We start from the raw sequence: 17,755 nt of genomic DNA on the forward strand, positions 1-17,755 counted from the left end.
AGCCGCGACACCATGTCAAGCGTTCTTGACCACCACCTCACTGGCGCTGCCACGTCCAGAGCCCCTGACGCATCCGCATTTCCGGTGGTCACAGCGGCGCCACGGCTTCGGAATGCCGACGCACTGCCCCCATGCCACGCTGAGACGGGGGATCGCGCCGGCTCCGGCATGCACGGCTGACCGGGCGCCGCTGCCAAGCAAGGAGGCCGACATGGCCAGTGACTCCACCCGGCCCACAGCGGCCGACGCCAACCCGAGCCCGTGGCACGGGCCCACGTCCGGAAGCACCGTCCTCGCCGGAGCGCTGATGATCTTCGGCGGGGCGATGGCGATCTTCGAGGGGATCTCGGCCGTCGTCAAGGACCCCTTGTTCATCGCCACGCGCCACTACGTGTTCGAGTTCAGCCTGGCGGGCTGGGGCTGGGTCCACCTCATCGTGGGCATCGTTCTCGTCTTCGCAGGCTGCGCCGTGCTCAGCGGAGCCCTGTGGGCGCGCTACTTCGGCGTATTCGTCGCGGGCCTGGGCGCGGTCGCCAACTTCCTGTGGATCCCGTACTACCCCCTGTGGGCCACGATTCTGGTCGCCGTCAACCTCTTCATCATCTGGGCACTGTGCCACGGCATGCACCGAGAGGCCGCCGGCTGACGGTCGCCCGTCGCCGGTCCTCTCGGCAACCCCAGCGCGAACAGGAGGAGTTCGACATGCCCGGAGCGGACACCGAGGTGGACGCCGAGGTGGCCGTCCTGATCGTCGGGGGCGGGCCCGTCGGGCTCACCGCGCGAGCGCTGCTGGAACGCTGGGGCGTACGGGCCCTGCTGGTCGAGAAACACGTCGAACTGTCACCCTTCCCCCGGTCCCGGCTGGTCAACGTGCGTTCGATGGAGATCTACCGGCGGCTCGGGCTCGCTGCCGAGATCACGGCCAACGCGTTCGCACCCGAGTACGGGCGCGTCCGCTTCCGCGACACCCTGCGCGGTGAAGACTTCGCCACGGCGGCGATGGTCGGTGTCCACGCGCCGGTGCCGGAAAGTCCCGCCATCGGCGTGGTCACCTCGCAGGACCGGCTGGAACCCACCCTGCTGGCCGCAGCAGACTCCCCCGTGCGGTTCGGGGTCGAGCTGATCGACCTGGTCGAGGAGGCCGGGAGCGTGGTGGCCGTACTCGTCGACCACCGACAGGGCCGCGGTCGGGAGACTCGCGTCCGGGCCCGTTACGTGGTCGCCGCCGACGGCGCGAACTCCTGCGTCCGCCGGCGCCTGGCCATCGACACCGCCGGCCCAGGGGCGTTGGGGAGCTTCACCACCGTGGTGTTCGACGCCGACCTCGACCGCTGGCGCGCTCGCCAGCCCGCCGGGGTCTACTTCACCGCGCACGGATCGTTCGGACCGCTCTACCCCGAAGGAGGCTGGTCCTGGTTCGGTCCGACACCCGAGGACGCTGCGCACGTCGACTGGCCCGACCTGGTCTCACGCGCCCTCGGCCCCGGCTCCGGCGTACGGGCCGATGTGTTGCGGGTCCAGCAGTGGACGATGAACGCCTTCGTCGCAGAACGCTTCCGCCACGGCCGGATCCTGCTTGCGGGCGACGCCGCGCACGCGGTCCCCCCGATCGGCGGCCTGGGCATGAACACCGGCGTCGCCGATGTGCACAACCTGTGCTGGAAACTGGCGGGCGTCCTCCACGGGTGGGCCGGGCCGGGCCTGTTGGAAACGTACGAGACGGAGCGACACCCCGTCGCCCACGGGACGCTGCGCCAGTCAGTGGCCAACACCCGGCTCATGGTCCAGGTACTGAACCGGCGCCGCGACCAGCTCGAAGCGGGCGAGCGGGCTTCGGCCCGGGTCGGACTTCCCTGGTCGGAAAGGTATTTCGCCCAACTCGGTCTCGTGCTCGGCATCGGCTACCGCTCTGCAGCCGTCCTCGGCGATGACGACGGCACCCCGCCCGAACCGTCCGACAGCGGCACGGACTACGTCCCCACCACGAGGCCGGGCCACCGGATGCCGCACCTCTGGCTGACGCACGGCCGCTCCACGCTCGACGCATTCGGCGAATGGTTCACGCTGCTCACCCCGGACCCCGCCCGGTGGGAGCAGCAGTCCGACGCACCGTGGCCGCTTCGTGTCGAGCTCCTTCCCGAGGAGCGCCTCGTGAGCTGCGGCCTGCGCCCCCACGGCGCACTCCTGGTCCGGCCCGACGGTCACATCGGCGCCCGGTGGCGCGAGCGCCCGCCGAACGACGCCGCCCTCCGCCACGCGGTGAGCCACGTGGTGAGCACGACCACGCGCTCGACACGCCCCGGCGGCGGCCGGTGAATCAGCTTGCGTACCGGCACACGACGACCCACCCGCCACCGGGAATGGGAACGCCGCTCTTCGCACCGCAGCCGATCTTCTGGTACTTGCTGTCGATCATGTTGTAGTAGTGGCCCCACTCCTGGTAGCCGGCGCGGTTGCTGACGTAGTCATGGTTGGGATCGGCGTCGTACGCGCTCTTCTCTGCGGCCCATTGGCCCGTGGCCTGGCCCGGCGCATAGCCCGACATGTTCTCGGCGGCGTTGTTGATCGGGGCGTGGTTCAGCCGGCCGCCCGCCGTGGATGCCGGGTCGTCGGCCCAGGCCTGGGCCTCGGCAGCGAGCGCGGCATCCCAGGTCAAGGGCTGCTGGTCGGCCTGTTGGCGTACGGTGTTCGTCTCGGCGACGATGGCCTGTTGCTCGGCGGGACTGAGTTCGGCGGGGACCGCCGAGTGGGACACGCCCGCGGTGGCGCCCGTCGCGAGCACCATGCCTCCGGTCATCAGCGCCGCTGCGACGAGGGCCTGGGCCCGATGGTGAACTCGAGGAAGGGTCTTCATTGCGACTCCCTGGTCGCACAGAAAAACAGCAGCAGGAACAAGGGCTGCTGGGACGTGCCGGCGGGGGTCACGGCCGTCGGTAGCGGGCCGCACGGCCGGCTGTGCGATGGCAGAGGGGCCATCGGCGACGAAGCGGTCTGATCGGCGGCCGCACCCGGCCGCCCTCCGTAGGACCAGCCTATGACCCGGGCGTCCGTGCGGCGAACGCAGTGACCGGCAGGAAGGCGTCAGCAGCGGGTCGACGGGCCGCTCTGGCGGGTGAGGTTGTCGTTCGACATCCAGCCGGATGCGCTCGAGTCGGCGGCGCGGACGAAGGTCCACTTGTTGCCGTACGCGTTGACGATGTAGCAGTGGAGCAGGAGTTTCGTGCCGGACTTGGCCGTCGCCACGGAGGAACACGTCTGGTAGGGCCCGGTCACGATGTGGTAGCTGCCGGTCATGTAGCCGTAAGTACCCGGGTTCCGCTCCTGATGGCTCCAACCGGTGCAGCTCGTGGACACGGGGCTGGGCTCGGCCGTCGGAGAGGCCGGGGCCGAGCCGCCCTTGCCGCTCGTCGTCGGCGCCGGTGAGGGCGACTTGCCGGCCTTGCCGCCGGTCTTCTTCGGCTCCGGAAGCCGGGAGCCTTCGGACGCGGACACGGAGGGGCTGCGGGCGCCCTGGGGCGACGTCGCTTGTGCCTGCTGCTGACCGCTCTTGCCGCCGTTCCGGCCCACAGCGGCGTACGTGATGCCGCCCCCGGCGAGTACGACGGCGACCGCCGCGGCGATGACGATGCGCCCGCGGGCCGCTCTTGCGGCGCCGGGAGCCTGAGGGGCGGTCGGTGTACCGGTCTGCCGGAAGGTGCCCGGCCCGCCGGGGGCCGGGTAGCCGGCGTAGGGGGGCTGCGGGGAAGGCTGGAGCGAGGGCTGCGGGTACGCCACCGGAGCCGGGCCGTAGCCGGGCGGAGGCACCGGGACGCCGGGGTGCGCGGCCGAAGCAGCGCCCGCCGTCGCGGGCGGGGCAGCAACAGGGGCAGCAACAGGGTAGGCCGCGGTCGCGGTCGCAGGGGCGGTCACCGGGGCGGCCCGGTTCACGCTCCGGCCCTGGGCCACCGCCTCCAGCATCTCGCGCGCCTGCCCGGCGGTGGGCCGGTTCGCCGGATCCTTCGCCATGAGCGCCTGGAGCACGGGCGCGAGCGCTCCGGCTCGACGGGCCTCCGGCAGCGGCTCGGTGACGATCGCCGACAGCGTGGACCACGCGGACGTACGGCGGAACGGTGACGTGCCCTCCACGGCGGCGTACAGCGTCATCCCGAGCGACCAGATGTCCGACGCGGGACCGGGCTCCGTACCCTGCGCCCGCTCCGGCGGGAGGTAGTCGAGGGAGCCGATGATGTCACCGCTGCGGGTCAGCTTGGCCATGGCCTCGTCGCCCGAGGCGTCCAGGGTGGCGATGCCGAAATCGGTGAGCACGACCCGGCCGTCGCGCTCCAGCAGCACGTTGGCCGGCTTGACGTCGCGGTGCAGGACCCCGGCCCGGTGCGCGGCGTCGAGTGCGTCCATCAGCTTGGCGCCGATCGCCGCGGCGTCGCGCGGCTCGAGCGGGCCGCGCTGCGTCAGTACGTCGTCGAGCGAGGGCCCGTCGACGAGTTCCATCACGATGACCGGCAGGCCTTGTTCCTCGGTGACATCGTGCACGGTGACCACACCGGCGTGCCGGATACGGGCGGCGGCCTGCGCCTCCCGCTGCATCCGGGTCCGCAGATCGGCCAGTTCGACCCCGGAGGCGTCGGTGTAGGCCCGCATGACCTTGACGGCGACTTCTCGGCTGAGCAGTTCGTCCACCGCGCGGGCCACCACGCCCATGCCGCCGCGTCCGATGACCGCGGTCACCCGGTACCGCCCGCCGAGCACCTTGCCGACCAGCTCCGAGCCGTTCGCCTCCCCCGCCGTCACCACACGCTCCGTCCCTCGCCGTTGGTCAACTCACGTACTGAGCAGGCCCCAGCGTAATGGCACGCACATTCGGACGGGCGCGTGCCCGAGCCCGGCGCGTCGGGTCGGACGCGTTGAAGGACTGGGAGCCGTTCCGCGGACAGCCGCCGGTCAGGGTCCCTCGTCGTACGTTCCCGCCTCCACTTCGAGGGCGAGCTGCTGGAGTACCTCGATCGACGAGACGTCCGTCCGGCCGCCGTCGTGCGCCATGGCCAGACTGGTGAACGCCAGGCTGAATCCGGCCACCATCGTGTGCAGCGCCGGTCCCAGCGCCTCCGCGACGAGGCGGGCCACCTGCTGCGGGGACGAGTCGGCCGGCACGCTGATCGAGGGCAGCATCTCGTTCAGCAGCTGGGTGACGACCCCGGCTTCCGTCTCGGGACCGTCGTCGTCCTCGCCGGCTTCGGCTGCCCGGCGGATCTCCTGGGCCTCCGTGAGGATGCCGATGACTCGCTTGAGGACCTCTGCACGTTCCATCTCCGGAGCCTAGCTCCAGCCCGCTCGGACCGGGCCCGCGTTCCCGGATCTCCCCCTGCGCCGGCGACAGGCGCATGATGACCGGGGAGGGCCCGTTCGGTGGCCCGAATCGGCCGTTAGGGTGAGTTGATCACCCCTTCCAGAAAGGCCACGCGGCTCACAGTGACCGAATCACGCCCCCACACCTTGTTCTCCTTCGGCACGCTGATGGACGAAAGGGTGCAGACCACTCTCTTCGGCCGGGCCGTGCCCACTGCTCCGGCGTCGCTGGCCGGCCACACCACCCGGCCCCTGCCGATCACCGACCCGGCCGTGATCGCCGCCAGCGGCCTCGACGTACACCTGATCCTGGAGCGCAAGACCGGCGCCGCGGTCGAGGGCGCCGTCCTGCACCTCACCGATCAGGACCTCGCCGCGGCCGACGACTACGAAGTCGACGACTACGCACGCCGACGGGTGGTCCTCACCTCCGGGGAGAGCACCTGGGCCTACCTGGACGCGAAGCCGCTGCGTCCGGCACGGCGCATCGTGATCGTGGGCGACAGCATCGCGTACGGGCGCTGTGATCCGCAGGGAGGGTGGGCGGGGCGCCTCGCAGCTGCCCACATCGCCGGGAACGAGACTGAACACCGGGTCTTCAACCTGGCCGTACCCGGCAGCACCCTGACCGATGTCAGCGAACAGACACCCGCACTGCTGGGCCCGCGCCTGCCGGACACCCTCCTCGTCGCCGCCGGCATCAACGACTCCGCCCTGCCCCTCGCCGTCACGCAGACCCACGTCGACGGGTCGGCGCCGGCTCGCCTCGCGGACCGTCTCGGCTCGCTGGCTGCCACGGCCCTCGACCACAATGCGCGACTCGTCGTCGCGGGACCGACATGGATCGACGAAGCACGCACCCACGACTACGAGGGCCTGCGATTCACCCAGGCACGAGCGCTGGACCTGCGCGCATCCCTGCGCGCCTGGTGCGAAGGCAACCACGTCGACTTCCTCGACATGTGGGAGCCGCTGCGCGAGAAGAGCGAACTGCTCGTCGACGGCCTGCACCCCACCCCCGAAGGGCACGAGGCGGTCCATCGGCATCTCAACGCCCTCAGTCGCTGAGGAACACGGCGTGAACGACTCGAACGGACTGGGCTTCTACGTACCCGGAGTCCTGCTGCTCTTGGCTGCGGGCCTCAAGCTCCCCGCCCTCCTGCGCAACCCCCGCGACGAACTCCTGCGGTCCGTCTGCATCCTCCTCACGCTGGCGACCGCCGTGTTCGGGTTCACCGCGATTCCCACCATCGTCGCGGTGAACCGGATCACGGGAGTCCCGAACGCCGCCGCCCCGCTCGTGTTCTCGCTGCTCACGGCCTTCTCCGGGGCAAACATCGTGCTCATCTTCCGCTGGAGCAGCGGCCCGGAGGACGCCGAGCGGACACGGCGGCGCTCCCGCCTGTGCAACGTGGTCACCCTCGGGGTGATCGCGGTCATCAACGTGCTCTTCGCGCTCGGTGACGCCCCCGTCGAGCGCCTGCGCGATCTGGACACCTACTACGCGTCCACGCCGTACATCAGGGAGATGATCCTCCTCTACCTCGCGGCCCACACCACGGCAGCCGTCACCATGACGCTGCTGTGCTGGAGATGGGCGCGGGAGGTGCAGGGCGCGCTCCGTTCGGGGCTCGGGCTGATCGCCGTCGGGTACGTGCTCAACCTGTTGTACGACATCGCCAAGTTCACCGCGATCGGGGCCCGCTGGGCGGGCAGCAGCGACTGGGACGTCCTCAGCTCCGAGATCGCACCGGCACTCGCCTCCGTGTCCGCGCTCCTGATCGCGACCGGATTCGTCCTGCCGCTCGTCTCCCAGCACGTGACGGACCGATGGCGGATGTGGCGCCGCTACCGCCGGCTCCGGCCGCTGTCCCAGGAACTGAAAGGTGCGACACGGCGCAGCATCGAGCTGGCCAACGGGCCCTGGACGTCCATCGAGATCCGGTTGACCCAGCGTGAGTCGGACATCCACGACGGGATCCTCGCGGTCAGTCCGTACCTGCACGCCGGCGTACGGGAACAGGCGCTCCGGGAGGAACTGGAAGCCGGGCGTCCGGCCGAAGAGGCTGCGGCCGTGGCCGATGCCGCGGCCCTGGCGAATGCCGTCGTCCTCTGGAACCGGGCGCAGAACGCGCCGGAAGAGGAGCCCGTGTCACGGGCCGCGAGCCCGGTCCTGGCCTCGCCGAACAGCCCCCTGGGCCTGGTCCGGATGTCCCAGGCGCTGACCAGGTCGGCCACCGTCCGTTCCCGCCGGCGAAGCGCCGCCCTGGAGAGCAGCACACCATGACACCCCCTAGGGCCACTGTTCAGCGTGCAGCGGCGTCGGCGAGAACGGCTTCGAGGCGTGCCCGGCATTCGGCGACGAAGGCGGGGTAGGTGTGCCAGTAGTACGAGATCCCGCTCACGGCGACCGCTATCGCCCAGGCTCGGGCGCGGGTCCAGGTCGGTTCGTCGAGGTCGAGGGCGTTCCAGTAGGCCTGCCGTGCTCGGGGCGGCAGGTCCCAGACCGTGGCGTGCTCGGCGTCGGGAAAGCCGACCGACAGGGCTCCGAAGTCGATGACCGCGTGGAGCTTGCCCTCCCGGACCAGGAGGTTGGTGGGTTTGAGGTCACCGTGCAGCCACACGTGGGGCGCGGAAGGCTCGGGCAGCACGAGCGCGGTGCGCCACAGCTGTTCCAACGCCTCGACGTCGAGCTCCGAACCCACGGTGGTGCGGCAGTCGTCAAGGCGCGTGCCGAACCACTCGTCGCACGGCTGCAGGCTGCCTCCGCGGTACCAGCTGAGGTCGTCCGTGCGAGTCGCCCCCATGAGGCCGATGCCGTGGAGCTCCCGTACGACCGCCGCCAGATCGGCTCCGAAGGCGGTCCAGTCCCGGACGGTGTCCGGACCTGCTTCGTCGCCGTCGAACCAGCGGTAGACCGACCAGGGGAGCGGGAAGGCGTCGGTGGGCGTCCCTGCGTGGACGGGCTCGGGGATGGGACACGCGAGGCGGGGTGCCAGCCGCGGGAGCCACTCCTGCTCCTTGTGCACGGACCGGGCGTTGTCGGCGGTTCGGGGAAGTCGCGCGACGAGGTCGTCCCCGAGCCGGTACATGATGTGGTCCGTACCCGCGCCGGCGGGCGACAACGGCAGGCCGGCCCACTCCGGGCGCTGCGCCTCCAGCAGTGACCTGACGAGCGCCCGGTCGATCGGGACCTCATGGTGATGAAGCGTCATGGGCGCAGCTTCTCTGCCGAACGGGACGGCGGGCCAGTGATTTTCGTTCCACGGCGCGTTGTCAGTGACGGCTGGCATGATCCCTGCATGTCTGATGCAACCCGTGCCATTGCCGAGTACTGGGACGCTGCCGCGGCTGCGTTCGACGATGAGCCGGATCACGGCCTGCGCCAGGAGCACACCCGCACCGCGTGGGCCCGGCGCCTGACGTCCTGGCTCCCCCTCGGGTCGGCCGATGTCCTCGATGTCGGGTGCGGCACGGGGTCGTTGTCCCTGCTGCTGGCCGAGGCCGGGCACCGGGTCACGGGCGTGGACCTGGCGCCCCGGATGGTGGAGCAGGCCGAGGCCAAGCTCACGGCCGCGGGGTTTGCGGGCCGCTTCCTCGTCGGCGACGCCGCCGTTCCGCCGACCGGGCAGGAGCGGTACGACGTCGTTCTTTCCCGGCACCTGCTGTGGACCCTGCCCGACCCCGAGGCCGCACTCCGGGAGTGGGTCGCGCGCCTCGGCCCGGGAGGCCGGCTGGTGCTGGTCGAAGGGCGGTGGCGTGAGGCGGGCCAGAGCGGCGTGCCGTACGTCGCCGGAGCCGGGTCACTGCCCTGGCACGGCGGTGTCACCGCCGAGGACCTGGCCGCCGCCGTCCGTCCACTCGTATCGAACCTGCGCATCGAACCGCTCGGCTGGGACCCCGAGCTGTGGGGCGGACCCGTCACCGACGAGAGGTACGCGCTGATCGCCCGGGCCTGACTAGGCGCAGGACGGGCACAGGCCGCGGTAGGTGACCTCGGCCTTGGACACCGTGAAGCCGAAGCGTTCCTCCGGCGGGAGGCCTGCCAGGGGGTCGCCCGTCGGGTGGACGTCGCGGATGGTGCCGCAGCGGGAGCACACCAGGTGGTGGTGCGGGTGGTGCGCGTTGGGGTCGTACCGCTTCGCGCGGCCGTTCGTGGACAGTTCCACCACCTCGCCCAGGGCGACCAGCTCGCCCAGCGCGTTGTAGACGGTGGCCCGCGAGATCTCCGGCAGCCGCTCCACCGCGCGGGCATGCACCTCGTCGGCCGTCAGGTGCACGTGGTCCCCGTCGAGTACCTCCGCAACGACGCGCCGCTGGGAAGTCATCCGCCAGCCACGCCCACGCAGTCGTTCCAGCAGGTCACTCATGTCGGTTCACCCATTCATGCTCGGTGGGACACCCGGAGTTGGCAGAACCGTCCGGATCCCTATTGGTTATGGGTTTGGTGTGCTTCTTGACTTGGATTGTGTCCATCGTAGGATCGGTTCGGTCGGCAGCCAACCCTCACGACAGCCGCGCCCGTACACCGCTTCCGTCACCCGCACTTCCTTAGCAGCGCGATCCGCCCGGTTTGGAAGGATTTCCATGTCTGAGAACCATGATGCAAACGCCGTAGACGCGAAGACGGAGGGTGGAGGCGGGTGCCCTGTTGCGCACGGGCGCGCCGCACACCCGACGCAGGGCGGCGGGAACCGCCAATGGTGGCCCGAGCGGCTCAACCTCAAGATCCTCGCCAAGAACCCCGCCGTGGCGAACCCCCTCGGCGAGGAGTTCGACTACGCCGAGGCGTTCAAGACCCTCGACCTCCCCGCGGTCAAGCAGGACATCGCGGAGGTGCTGACCACCTCGCAGGACTGGTGGCCCGCCGACTTCGGCCACTACGGCCCGTTCATGATCCGCATGGCGTGGCACAGCGCCGGCACGTACCGGATCAGCGACGGCCGCGGCGGCGCCGGGGCGGGACAGCAGCGCTTCGCCCCCCTCAACAGCTGGCCGGACAACGGCAACCTCGACAAGGCCCGTCGGCTGCTGTGGCCCGTCAAGAAGAAGTACGGCCAGAGCCTCTCCTGGGCCGACCTGATGATCCTCACGGGCAACGTGGCCCTCGAGCAGATGGGCTTCGAGACCTTCGGCTTCGCCGGCGGCCGCGCGGACGTCTGGGAGCCCGACGAGGACGTGTACTGGGGTCCCGAGACCACCTGGCTCGGCGACGAGCGCTACACCGGCGACCGTGAGCTGGAGAGTCCCCTCGGCGCGGTCCAGATGGGCCTCATATACGTCAACCCGGAGGGTCCGAACGGCAACCCCGACCCGCTCGCCGCGGCCCGCGACATCCGTGAGACGTTCCGCCGGATGGCGATGAACGACGAGGAGACGGTCGCCCTGATCGCGGGCGGCCACACCTTCGGCAAGACCCACGGCGCGGGCCCCGCGGACCACGTCGGCGCCGACCCCGAGGGCGCTGCGATCGAGCAGCAGGGCCTTGGCTGGAGCAACAGCTTCGGCACCGGCAAGGGCGCCGACGCGATCACCAGCGGCCTCGAGGGCATCTGGACCAACACCCCGGTGACGTGGGACAACAGCTTCTTCGAGATCCTCTTCGGCTACGAGTGGGAGCTGTTCCAGAGCCCCGCCGGTGCCAACCAGTGGCGGCCGAAGGCGGGCGCCGGAGCGGGCACCGTCCCCGACGCCCACGACGCGTCGAAGAGCCACGCCCCGACGATGCTGACGACGGACCTCTCCCTGCGCCTCGACCCGGCGTACGAGCCGATCTCGCGGCGCTTCCTGGAGAACCCCGCGGAGTTCGCGGACGCTTTCGCCCGGGCGTGGTTCAAGCTGACCCACCGTGACATGGGCCCGATCGTGCGCTACCTCGGCCCGGAGGTCCCGTCCGAGACGCTGCTGTGGCAGGACCCCCTCCCGGCCGTGACGCACGCGCTCGTCGACGCCGAGGACGTCGCCTCCCTCAAGAGCAAGATCCTCGCCTCGGACCTGTCGGTGTCCCAGCTCGTCTCCACCGCATGGGCGTCGGCCTCGTCCTTCCGCGGCAGCGACAAGCGCGGCGGCGCCAACGGTGCGCGCATCCGCCTCCAGCCGCAGAGCGGCTGGGAGGTCAACGAGCCCGACCAGCTGACGACGGTGCTGCGCACCCTGGAGGGCGTCCGGCAGTCCTTCAACTCGGCCCAGGCCGGCGACAAGCAGGTCTCGCTCGCCGACCTGATCGTGCTCGCCGGTGGTGCGGGCGTCGAGCAGGCCGCGAAGAATGCCGGCTTCGACGTGGAGGTCCCCTTCACCCCGGGCCGCGCGGACGCCGTGCAGGAGCAGACCGACGTGGAGTCGTTCGCGGCGCTGGAGCCGGTCGCCGACGGCTTCCGCAACTACCTGGGGAAGGGCAACCGGCTGCCGGCCGAGTACCTGCTGATCGACCGGGCGAACCTGCTGACGCTGAGCGCCCCCGAGCTGACGGTCCTCGTCGGCGGGCTCCGCGTCCTGGGCGCGAACCACCAGCAGTCGTCGCTGGGCGTGCTCACCACGACCCCCGAGTCGCTGACCAACGACTTCTTCGCCAACCTGCTCGACCTGGGCACCACGTGGACGGCGACGTCCCAGGACGCGAACACGTTCGAGGGCCGCGATGCCGCCACGGGCGAGGTCAAGTGGACCGGAACCCGCGCCGACCTCGTCTTCGGATCGAACTCCGAGCTGCGTGCGCTCGCCGAGGTCTACGCGAGCGATGACGCGAAGGAGAAGTTCGTGAAGGACTTCGTCGCCGCGTGGGACAAGGTCATGAACCTCGACCGGTTCGACCTCGTCTGATCGCGGCGTCCGGGTCGGTCGGCCCTCACCGGCCGACCGACCCGGGCGTCCTCTTCCCTTTCACCCCTGCGGGCCGCGGTCCTCCGTCGCCGCGCCCGTGCGCCGCTCGTGGCGCGCACGCGCCAGGTGGTGCGCGGGGCACAGCAGTTCACGCAGGGCCGCCTCGGTGCGCCGGCCCGGATTCACCACGGCGAGCCAGCGCGACGGCGTGTTGCCGCCCGCGGCGCGCACCGCTGCGGGCTACCGGGTCTACGGAGAGGTCCACCTGAACTCCGCGCTGGCCTACCGGGCCCTGGCGGCCGGTACGGGCCCGGTGGAGGCCAAGAGGATCGTGCGCCGACCACGAGGGGCCGACAGCTCGGCTGCTCGCGCTGCTCGACGCGGTACACGCCCGGCTCGACCGGGAGCGTACGGCTCTGGGGCTCGCCCGGCAGGCCGCCGGGGCGATCTCGGCCGAGCCGATCACCGACGTACCCCCGGACCGGCCGACTTCGGCGTGACACATCCGCGCGCCGTACGCCGTGCCGGGGATTTGCCGTGCGGCGGGGTGAAGATGTCGGTGTCCGGGCCGCGAGGCGTAGTGCAACGAGCTGAGGTTGCTCAGTGGACCTGTTCCCTGCAATTCCGCTGTCGGAGTGGCGAGACTCCAAGGAGACACTGCACCGGTTCACCCAGATCGTCGGCAAGATCCGGCTGGCGAACAGCGCGCGGCGCAACCACTGGTGGAACGTCCCGTTCCATGTCTCCGGGCGGGGTGTGACGACCCGCCCGATGGGCGGGACCGACGGCAATCCGCTCTTCACGATGGACTTCGATTTCGTCGACCACCAGTTGACCGTCTCGTCCCTCGACGGATCGACCGCTTCCTTCCCGCTCGCCGGTCAGTCCGTGGCGTCGTTCTACCGCGAAACGCTCGCCGCTCTCGACGGGGTCGGCGTGGCAGTGACCGTCGCGCACCCCCGCCCGTACGGTCTGCCCGGCGCACAGCGGCCGTTCGCGGAGGACACGGAGCATGCTTCCTACGATCCGTTCTGGGTCAACCGCCACTGGCAGGTGCTCAGCCAGGTCAGCCTCGTCCTGGAGGAGTTCGCTTCCGGTTTCGCCGGGAAGACCAGCCCGGTGCACCTCTTCTGGCATTCCTACGACATCGCGGTCACCCGGTTCTCCGACCGCTTCGTCGAGCTGGGGGCGAGCGTCGACCCCGTGACCCGTGAGGCCTACTCGCGCGAGGTCATCAGCTCCGGCTTCTGGTTCGGCGACGACACCTCTCCCCGGCCGGCCTTCTACGCGTACGCCGCTCCGGAGCCGGACGGCCTGACCGGGCATCCGCTGCGTCCGGCGGCCGCGCGCTGGGCCGAGCGGGGCATGAGCCGCCTGGCCGTGCTGGACTACGACGAGGTCCGGGGCAGCGCGAACCCCCGGGAGACCGTCCTCGATTTCTACGCGTCCCTGTACCGGACCGCGGCAGGCCTGGCCGGCTGGGACATCGAGCGCCAATCCTGCCCCGGTGGCATCACCGATCCCCTGGCCCGTGGACAAGCATGAGAGTGGGGTGTTCCAGGTGACCCGGAGCGAGTCGGCCGCACCTCTGAACGCGCCGGAGGCCGCGATGCTGGACGCCCTGTTCAGCCAGTCCCCGGTGGGCTTGCACCTGCTGGACACCGAACTGCGCATCGTACGCATCAACACCGCCACGCCCGCCATGCAGGGCGTGCGCGCGCAGGACGTCGTAGGGCGCCGTTTCAACGAGGTCTACGGGGTCGTCGACCCCGACGCGGCCATGGACCTCGCTCGTGGAGTGCTGGAGAGCGGTGTGGCCGTGGTGGGGCACCTCCTGCGGGCACACCGCCTGGCCGATCCCGACACGGAGCACTTCTACGAGGTCTCCGTCTTCCGCCTCGAGTCGCCGTCCGGGGAGGTGCTCGGCCTCGCGGTGGCCGTGGTCGAGGTCACCGAGCGGGAGAAGGGGCGCGCCCGCACGGAGGTGCTCCGCATCGCCCGCGAGCAGGTGGGGCGGACGCTCGACGTGATGGCCACCTGCCAGGAACTCGTGGACGTCATGGTGCCGCGCGTGGCCGACGTGGCGGTCGTGGAGGTGGTGGACGCCGTACTGCGGGGCGACGAGCCCCCGCTCGCTCCCCTCCCGCACGAGGTTCCGCTGCGCCGCGCCGCGTTCCGCAGCAGCGCCGGCAGCGGCCGCCGGGGCGGCGGCGCCGACGAACCACAGGCGCATCCGCTGGGCGACGTACGCGCCCTGCCCGCCCCCACGCCCTACACCCAGGCCCTTTCCGACCTGCGGCCCCGCACGGTCGCCCTGGACGGCGACCTCCCGTGGCTCGCCGCGGATCCGGACCGCGCGGAGGCGATCCGCACAGCCGGGGCCCATCACCTCATCACGGCTCCGCTGACCGTACGGGACACCGTGCTGGGCCTGATCAGCCTGTACCGGACACAGCAGCCCGATCCGTACGACGAACACGATGTCGCGCTCGTGCTCCAACTGGCCGACCACACGGCGCTGTGCATCGACAACGCCCGCCGCTACACGCGCGAGCACACCATCGCCGCGACCGTCCAGCGGCAGCTGCTCCCCCGCCGCCCGGCCTCCCACACGGCGCTGGAGACGGCGTATCTGCTCCTGCCGTCCGACAGCGGAGTGCAGTGGTACGACAGCATCCCCCTGCCCGGAGCCCGTACGGCACTGGTCGTGGGCGGCATCGTCGGCCAAGGGGTCCACTCGGCGGCCGTCATGGGACAGCTGCGGACGGTCGTGCGCTCCCTGGCCGCGTTCGACCTGGAACCCGACGAACTCCTCGCCCGGCTGAACGACACCGCGACGTTCCTGGCAGCCGAGCGTGCGGCCCTGCCGACCGCCGACCCGGTGCACCACCAGGCGTTCGCCGCGCGCTGCACGTACGCCGTCTACGACCCGCTGACCCGGACCTGCACGGTCGCGGGAGCCGGCTCCCCGAGCCTCGTCGTCGTCCACCCGGACGGAAGCACCGAGTTCCGCGCCGTGCCGTCCGGGGCCCGGTTGGGCAGCGCCGAGGGAACGCCCTTCGCCGCGACGGCGTTCGAGATCCCGGAGGGCAGTCTTTTGATTCTCTCCGACACACCGATGCCGACGCTGGAGCCGCCCGCCGACCCGGACGTCTTCGTGCGCCTGCTCGCCCAGGCGGACCGCTCCCTGGAGGAGTTGCGCGACGACGTCCTGTACGCGTTCGCGGCTGGTGCCCAAACGGGCCCCACCGCGCTCCTGCTCGCCCGTACGCGTCCCTTCCCCGCCGACCGGGTGGCCGTCTGGCAGCTCCCGGACACCCCGACGGCCGCCGCCACCGCCCGGCGCCTGGTCCGCGGCCGGCTCATCGCCTGGAACGTGGAGGAGGAGACGGCCTTCGACACCGAGGTCATCGTCAGCGAGCTCGTCACCAACGCCGTCCGCTACGGAACCCCGCCACTGGAGCTGCGCGTCATCAACGACCGAGCCCTCACGTGCGAGGTACGTGACAGCAGCCGGTCGGCTCCGCACCTGCGCCACGCCGGTGTCGTCGACGAGGGCGGCCGCGGGCTGTTCATCATCGCGCAGCTCGCCCAGGCCTGGGGCACCCGGTACGCGGCGGACGGCAAGACCATCTGGACCGAGCAGACGCTCCGGTAGGGTGCCCCACGAGGCGGCCCTACCGCTCGCCCGCCCGCCTGGTACCGCCTCGCCCCGATTGTCCACCGGGCCCCGACGGGCCTCCTGGAATCGCAGTGGTCAAAGAGGGCCACCCCCGTGATCAAGGCTCTGCGGCTGTGTACTCTGAGCGAGCTTTCGAACCTGTTCAAGCGTGAACCGAAATGGGGGGGCCGGTGCGCAATCGCCGACTCGTAATGTCCGCTGCCGTCGTGGCAGCCAGTGTGGGTCTCATACCGGGGGTGGCCCAGGCCGGGCCGGCCACGCCGGGCACCGCGGGCCCGCACGGGGTGACCGTGCCCGACGTGGACCTGAACAAGGCCGCGGCGTCGAACTTCACGACCTTCAAGAGCCCTGCCGAGCAGACGGTCCAGACCTCGTCCGCCGCCAAGGCCAACGGCAAGGGCGCTGCCTCCCCGCAGGCGGAGGGCATCGCCGCGTCGGAGCCGACGGTCGGCCTGACCGCCAAGGGCGTCAGCGCGCGCGGGATCAGCCTGGACATCGCCGTCGTGAGCGACCCGGGCACCGCGCTCTCGGTCAACGTCGCCTGGGGTGACGGCACCAGCGTGACGTTCGGCGCCAACGGGCCGACCAACTCGACGGAGACGCACTCCTACCCGGAGATCGGCTCGTACACCGTCAAGGTCACCCTGTCGGACGGTTCGGGCGAGCGGGCCGTCAACCAGCTGCAGGTCGTGACGCCCGGCTCCGACTTCACCCCGTACGCCCCCACCCGTCTGCTGGACACCCGCAGCGGCATCGGTACGGAGCAAGGCAAGATCCCCGCGTACGGCACCACCCGGGTCAAGATCTCCGGCAACGGCGCCATCCCCGCCGGTGTCACGGCCGTGGTCCTGAACGTCACCGCCACCAACACCACCAGCGGCGGCCACGTCACGGTCTACCCCGAGGGCAGCGACCGTCCGACCACGTCGAACGTCAACTTCTCGGCCGGCCAGACGGTCCCGAACCTGGTCATCGTGCCGGTCAACAAGAACGGCTACGTCGACCTGTACAACGGCGGCTGGGAGTCGGTCGACCTGATCGCCGACATCACCGGCTACTTCACCCGCACCTCCTCCAGCGGCTACACCCCGCTGACCCCCTCGCGCTTCCTCGACACCCGCGAGGGCCTCGGGCAGGTCGCCGGCCAGGGCACCATCGGCGTCCAGATCACGGGCAAGGGCGGCATCCCGTCCGGCGCCACGGCCGTCGCGCTGAACGTGACCGTCACCAACCCGCGCGAAGACGGCCACCTGACGGTCTTCCCGAGCGGCGGGTCGGTCCCGACCACGTCCAACCTGAACTTCCGCGGTGGCCAGACCGTCGCCAACTCCGTCATCGTGCCGGTGGGTCCCGACGGCTCGATCAAGGTCCGCAACGGCGCCTGGAAGGGCACCGACGTCATCGTCGACGTGGTCGGCTACTACAGCCAGGACAGCCAGGGCGCCTACCTGCCGTTCCTGCCGGAGCGACTGCTCGACACCCGTGACCCGGCGGACTGGCCGTACGGCCAGCTGGAGGGCCAGGGCTACATCTACATGCCGCTGTCCACCACGCGCCCGAGCAACACGGCGTACGTGCTGAACACCACGGTCACCAACCCCCGGGGCGACGGCTACCTGACGGTGTCCCCGGACCCGAACAGCCTGTACGACTACGACAACGGCTGGGAGATCTGGCCGACGCCGCCCAACTCCTCCAACCTGAACTGGAAGAAGGGCAACACCGTCCCGAACCTGGTCCAGGCGGGCATGGGCAACAACGGCATCGTCGACTTCTGGAACCGCGGCTGGGACAACATCGACCTCGTGGTCGACATCTTCGGCGTCTACCAGACGAACTGATCCAGGCGAAACGATCCGCCAGCAGGTGTGAACGACAGCGCCTCGGGACGGCCCTTGCGGCCGCCACCCG

General features: G+C 70.9%; 15 protein-coding genes. 9 read left to right on the forward strand and 6 right to left on the reverse strand.

The window, feature by feature from the left end:
* The first annotated feature begins 211 nt into the window (after positions 1–211).
* Together OG299_RS03360 and OG299_RS03365 are read left to right on the forward strand one after the other, a co-directional pair.
* Positions 212–646, forward strand: coding sequence for a DUF7144 family membrane protein (locus tag OG299_RS03360; RefSeq protein WP_389865416.1), 435 nt, complete (start codon positions 212–214; stop codon positions 644–646).
* Positions 647–702: 56 nt separating this feature from the next.
* Complete coding sequence (locus OG299_RS03365) at positions 703–2,316, forward strand: FAD-dependent monooxygenase (RefSeq protein WP_327360397.1); 1,614 nt, start codon at positions 703–705, stop codon at positions 2,314–2,316.
* A 1-nt stretch (position 2,317) separates the two neighbouring features.
* On the opposite strand, the gene OG299_RS03370 is transcribed toward OG299_RS03365, so the two are convergent.
* From OG299_RS03370 to OG299_RS03380, 3 genes are all read right to left on the reverse strand, one after another.
* Positions 2,318–2,854 carry a CAP domain-containing protein gene (locus OG299_RS03370; RefSeq protein ID WP_327360398.1) on the reverse strand — a complete coding sequence of 179 codons (537 nt, stop codon included), beginning with the start codon at positions 2,852–2,854 and terminating at the stop codon, positions 2,318–2,320.
* Positions 2,855–3,081: 227 nt separating this feature from the next.
* On the reverse strand, positions 3,082–4,788 hold the full coding sequence (locus tag OG299_RS03375) for a serine/threonine-protein kinase (protein WP_327360399.1): 1,707 nt from the start codon (positions 4,786–4,788) through the stop codon (positions 3,082–3,084).
* 150 nt (positions 4,789–4,938) lie between these two features.
* Complete coding sequence (locus tag OG299_RS03380; RefSeq protein WP_266637923.1) at positions 4,939–5,304, reverse strand: hypothetical protein; 366 nt, start codon at positions 5,302–5,304, stop codon at positions 4,939–4,941.
* Between the two features lie 162 nt (positions 5,305–5,466).
* Between OG299_RS03380 and OG299_RS03385 the strand changes: the two genes are divergently transcribed.
* Positions 5,467–6,411 carry a GDSL-type esterase/lipase family protein gene (locus tag OG299_RS03385; RefSeq protein WP_327360400.1) on the forward strand — a complete coding sequence of 315 codons (945 nt, stop codon included), beginning with the start codon at positions 5,467–5,469 and terminating at the stop codon, positions 6,409–6,411.
* A gap of 10 nt (positions 6,412–6,421) precedes the next feature.
* Complete coding sequence (locus OG299_RS03390; protein ID WP_327360401.1) at positions 6,422–7,630, forward strand: MAB_1171c family putative transporter; 1,209 nt, start codon at positions 6,422–6,424, stop codon at positions 7,628–7,630.
* A gap of 19 nt (positions 7,631–7,649) precedes the next feature.
* On the opposite strand, the gene OG299_RS03395 is transcribed toward OG299_RS03390, so the two are convergent.
* Positions 7,650–8,558 (reverse strand): aminoglycoside phosphotransferase family protein, encoded by a 909-nt coding sequence (locus OG299_RS03395; RefSeq protein WP_327360402.1) that lies wholly within the window; start codon positions 8,556–8,558, stop codon positions 7,650–7,652.
* An 87-nt stretch (positions 8,559–8,645) separates the two neighbouring features.
* On the opposite strand from OG299_RS03395, the gene OG299_RS03400 reads away from it, so the two are divergent.
* On the forward strand, positions 8,646–9,302 hold the full coding sequence (locus OG299_RS03400) for a class I SAM-dependent methyltransferase (protein ID WP_327360403.1): 657 nt from the start codon (positions 8,646–8,648) through the stop codon (positions 9,300–9,302).
* Here the strand turns inward: OG299_RS03400 and OG299_RS03405 are convergent, their stop codons facing one another.
* Entirely contained in the window at positions 9,303–9,713 is a 411-nt protein-coding gene (locus tag OG299_RS03405) for a Fur family transcriptional regulator (RefSeq protein ID WP_327360404.1), read from the reverse strand.
* Positions 9,714–9,930: 217 nt separating this feature from the next.
* On the opposite strand from OG299_RS03405, the gene katG reads away from it, so the two are divergent.
* A complete protein-coding gene (katG, locus tag OG299_RS03410; protein WP_327360406.1) occupies positions 9,931–12,162 on the forward strand; it encodes a catalase/peroxidase HPI in 2,232 nt (743 codons plus the stop codon).
* 60 nt (positions 12,163–12,222) lie between these two features.
* Here the strand turns inward: katG and OG299_RS03415 are convergent, their stop codons facing one another.
* Positions 12,223–12,393 (reverse strand): DUF6194 family protein, encoded by a 171-nt coding sequence (locus tag OG299_RS03415; protein WP_327360407.1) that lies wholly within the window; start codon positions 12,391–12,393, stop codon positions 12,223–12,225.
* A 372-nt stretch (positions 12,394–12,765) separates the two neighbouring features.
* Here OG299_RS03415 and OG299_RS03420 point away from each other — a divergent pair, with 372 nt between their 5' ends.
* The 3 genes from OG299_RS03420 (at position 12,766) to OG299_RS03430 (ending at position 17,685) form a co-directional block, all read left to right on the forward strand.
* A complete protein-coding gene (locus OG299_RS03420; RefSeq protein ID WP_327360408.1) occupies positions 12,766–13,707 on the forward strand; it encodes a DUF5996 family protein in 942 nt (313 codons plus the stop codon).
* Positions 13,694–15,820, forward strand: coding sequence for a SpoIIE family protein phosphatase (locus OG299_RS03425; protein ID WP_327360409.1), 2,127 nt, complete (start codon positions 13,694–13,696; stop codon positions 15,818–15,820). The genes OG299_RS03420 and OG299_RS03425 overlap by 14 nt, the downstream gene beginning before the upstream one ends.
* A gap of 230 nt (positions 15,821–16,050) precedes the next feature.
* Positions 16,051–17,685 carry a PKD domain-containing protein gene (locus tag OG299_RS03430; protein ID WP_327360410.1) on the forward strand — a complete coding sequence of 545 codons (1,635 nt, stop codon included), beginning with the start codon at positions 16,051–16,053 and terminating at the stop codon, positions 17,683–17,685.
* The last annotated feature ends 70 nt before the right edge of the window (positions 17,686–17,755 follow it).

The organism is Streptomyces sp. NBC_01296, assembly GCF_035984415.1.
GTDB lineage: Bacteria > Actinomycetota > Actinomycetes > Streptomycetales > Streptomycetaceae > Streptomyces.

What these genes read in the sequence shown, in the direction of transcription:
- OG299_RS03360 (WP_389865416.1), top strand. Translation starts at nt 212, where the DNA reads ATGGCCAGTGACTCCACCCGGCCCACAGCGGCCGACGCCAACCCGAGC.
- OG299_RS03400 (WP_327360403.1), top strand. Translation starts at nt 8,646, where the DNA reads ATGTCTGATGCAACCCGTGCCATTGCCGAGTACTGGGACGCTGCCGCG.
- OG299_RS03365 (WP_327360397.1), top strand. Translation starts at nt 703, where the DNA reads ATGCCCGGAGCGGACACCGAGGTGGACGCCGAGGTGGCCGTCCTGATC.
- katG (WP_327360406.1), top strand. Translation starts at nt 9,931, where the DNA reads ATGTCTGAGAACCATGATGCAAACGCCGTAGACGCGAAGACGGAGGGT.
- OG299_RS03370 (WP_327360398.1), bottom strand. Translation starts at nt 2,854, where the DNA reads ATGAAGACCCTTCCTCGAGTTCACCATCGGGCCCAGGCCCTCGTCGCA.
- OG299_RS03380 (WP_266637923.1), bottom strand. Translation starts at nt 5,304, where the DNA reads ATGGAACGTGCAGAGGTCCTCAAGCGAGTCATCGGCATCCTCACGGAG.
- OG299_RS03395 (WP_327360402.1), bottom strand. Translation starts at nt 8,558, where the DNA reads ATGACGCTTCATCACCATGAGGTCCCGATCGACCGGGCGCTCGTCAGG.
- OG299_RS03405 (WP_327360404.1), bottom strand. Translation starts at nt 9,713, where the DNA reads ATGAGTGACCTGCTGGAACGACTGCGTGGGCGTGGCTGGCGGATGACT.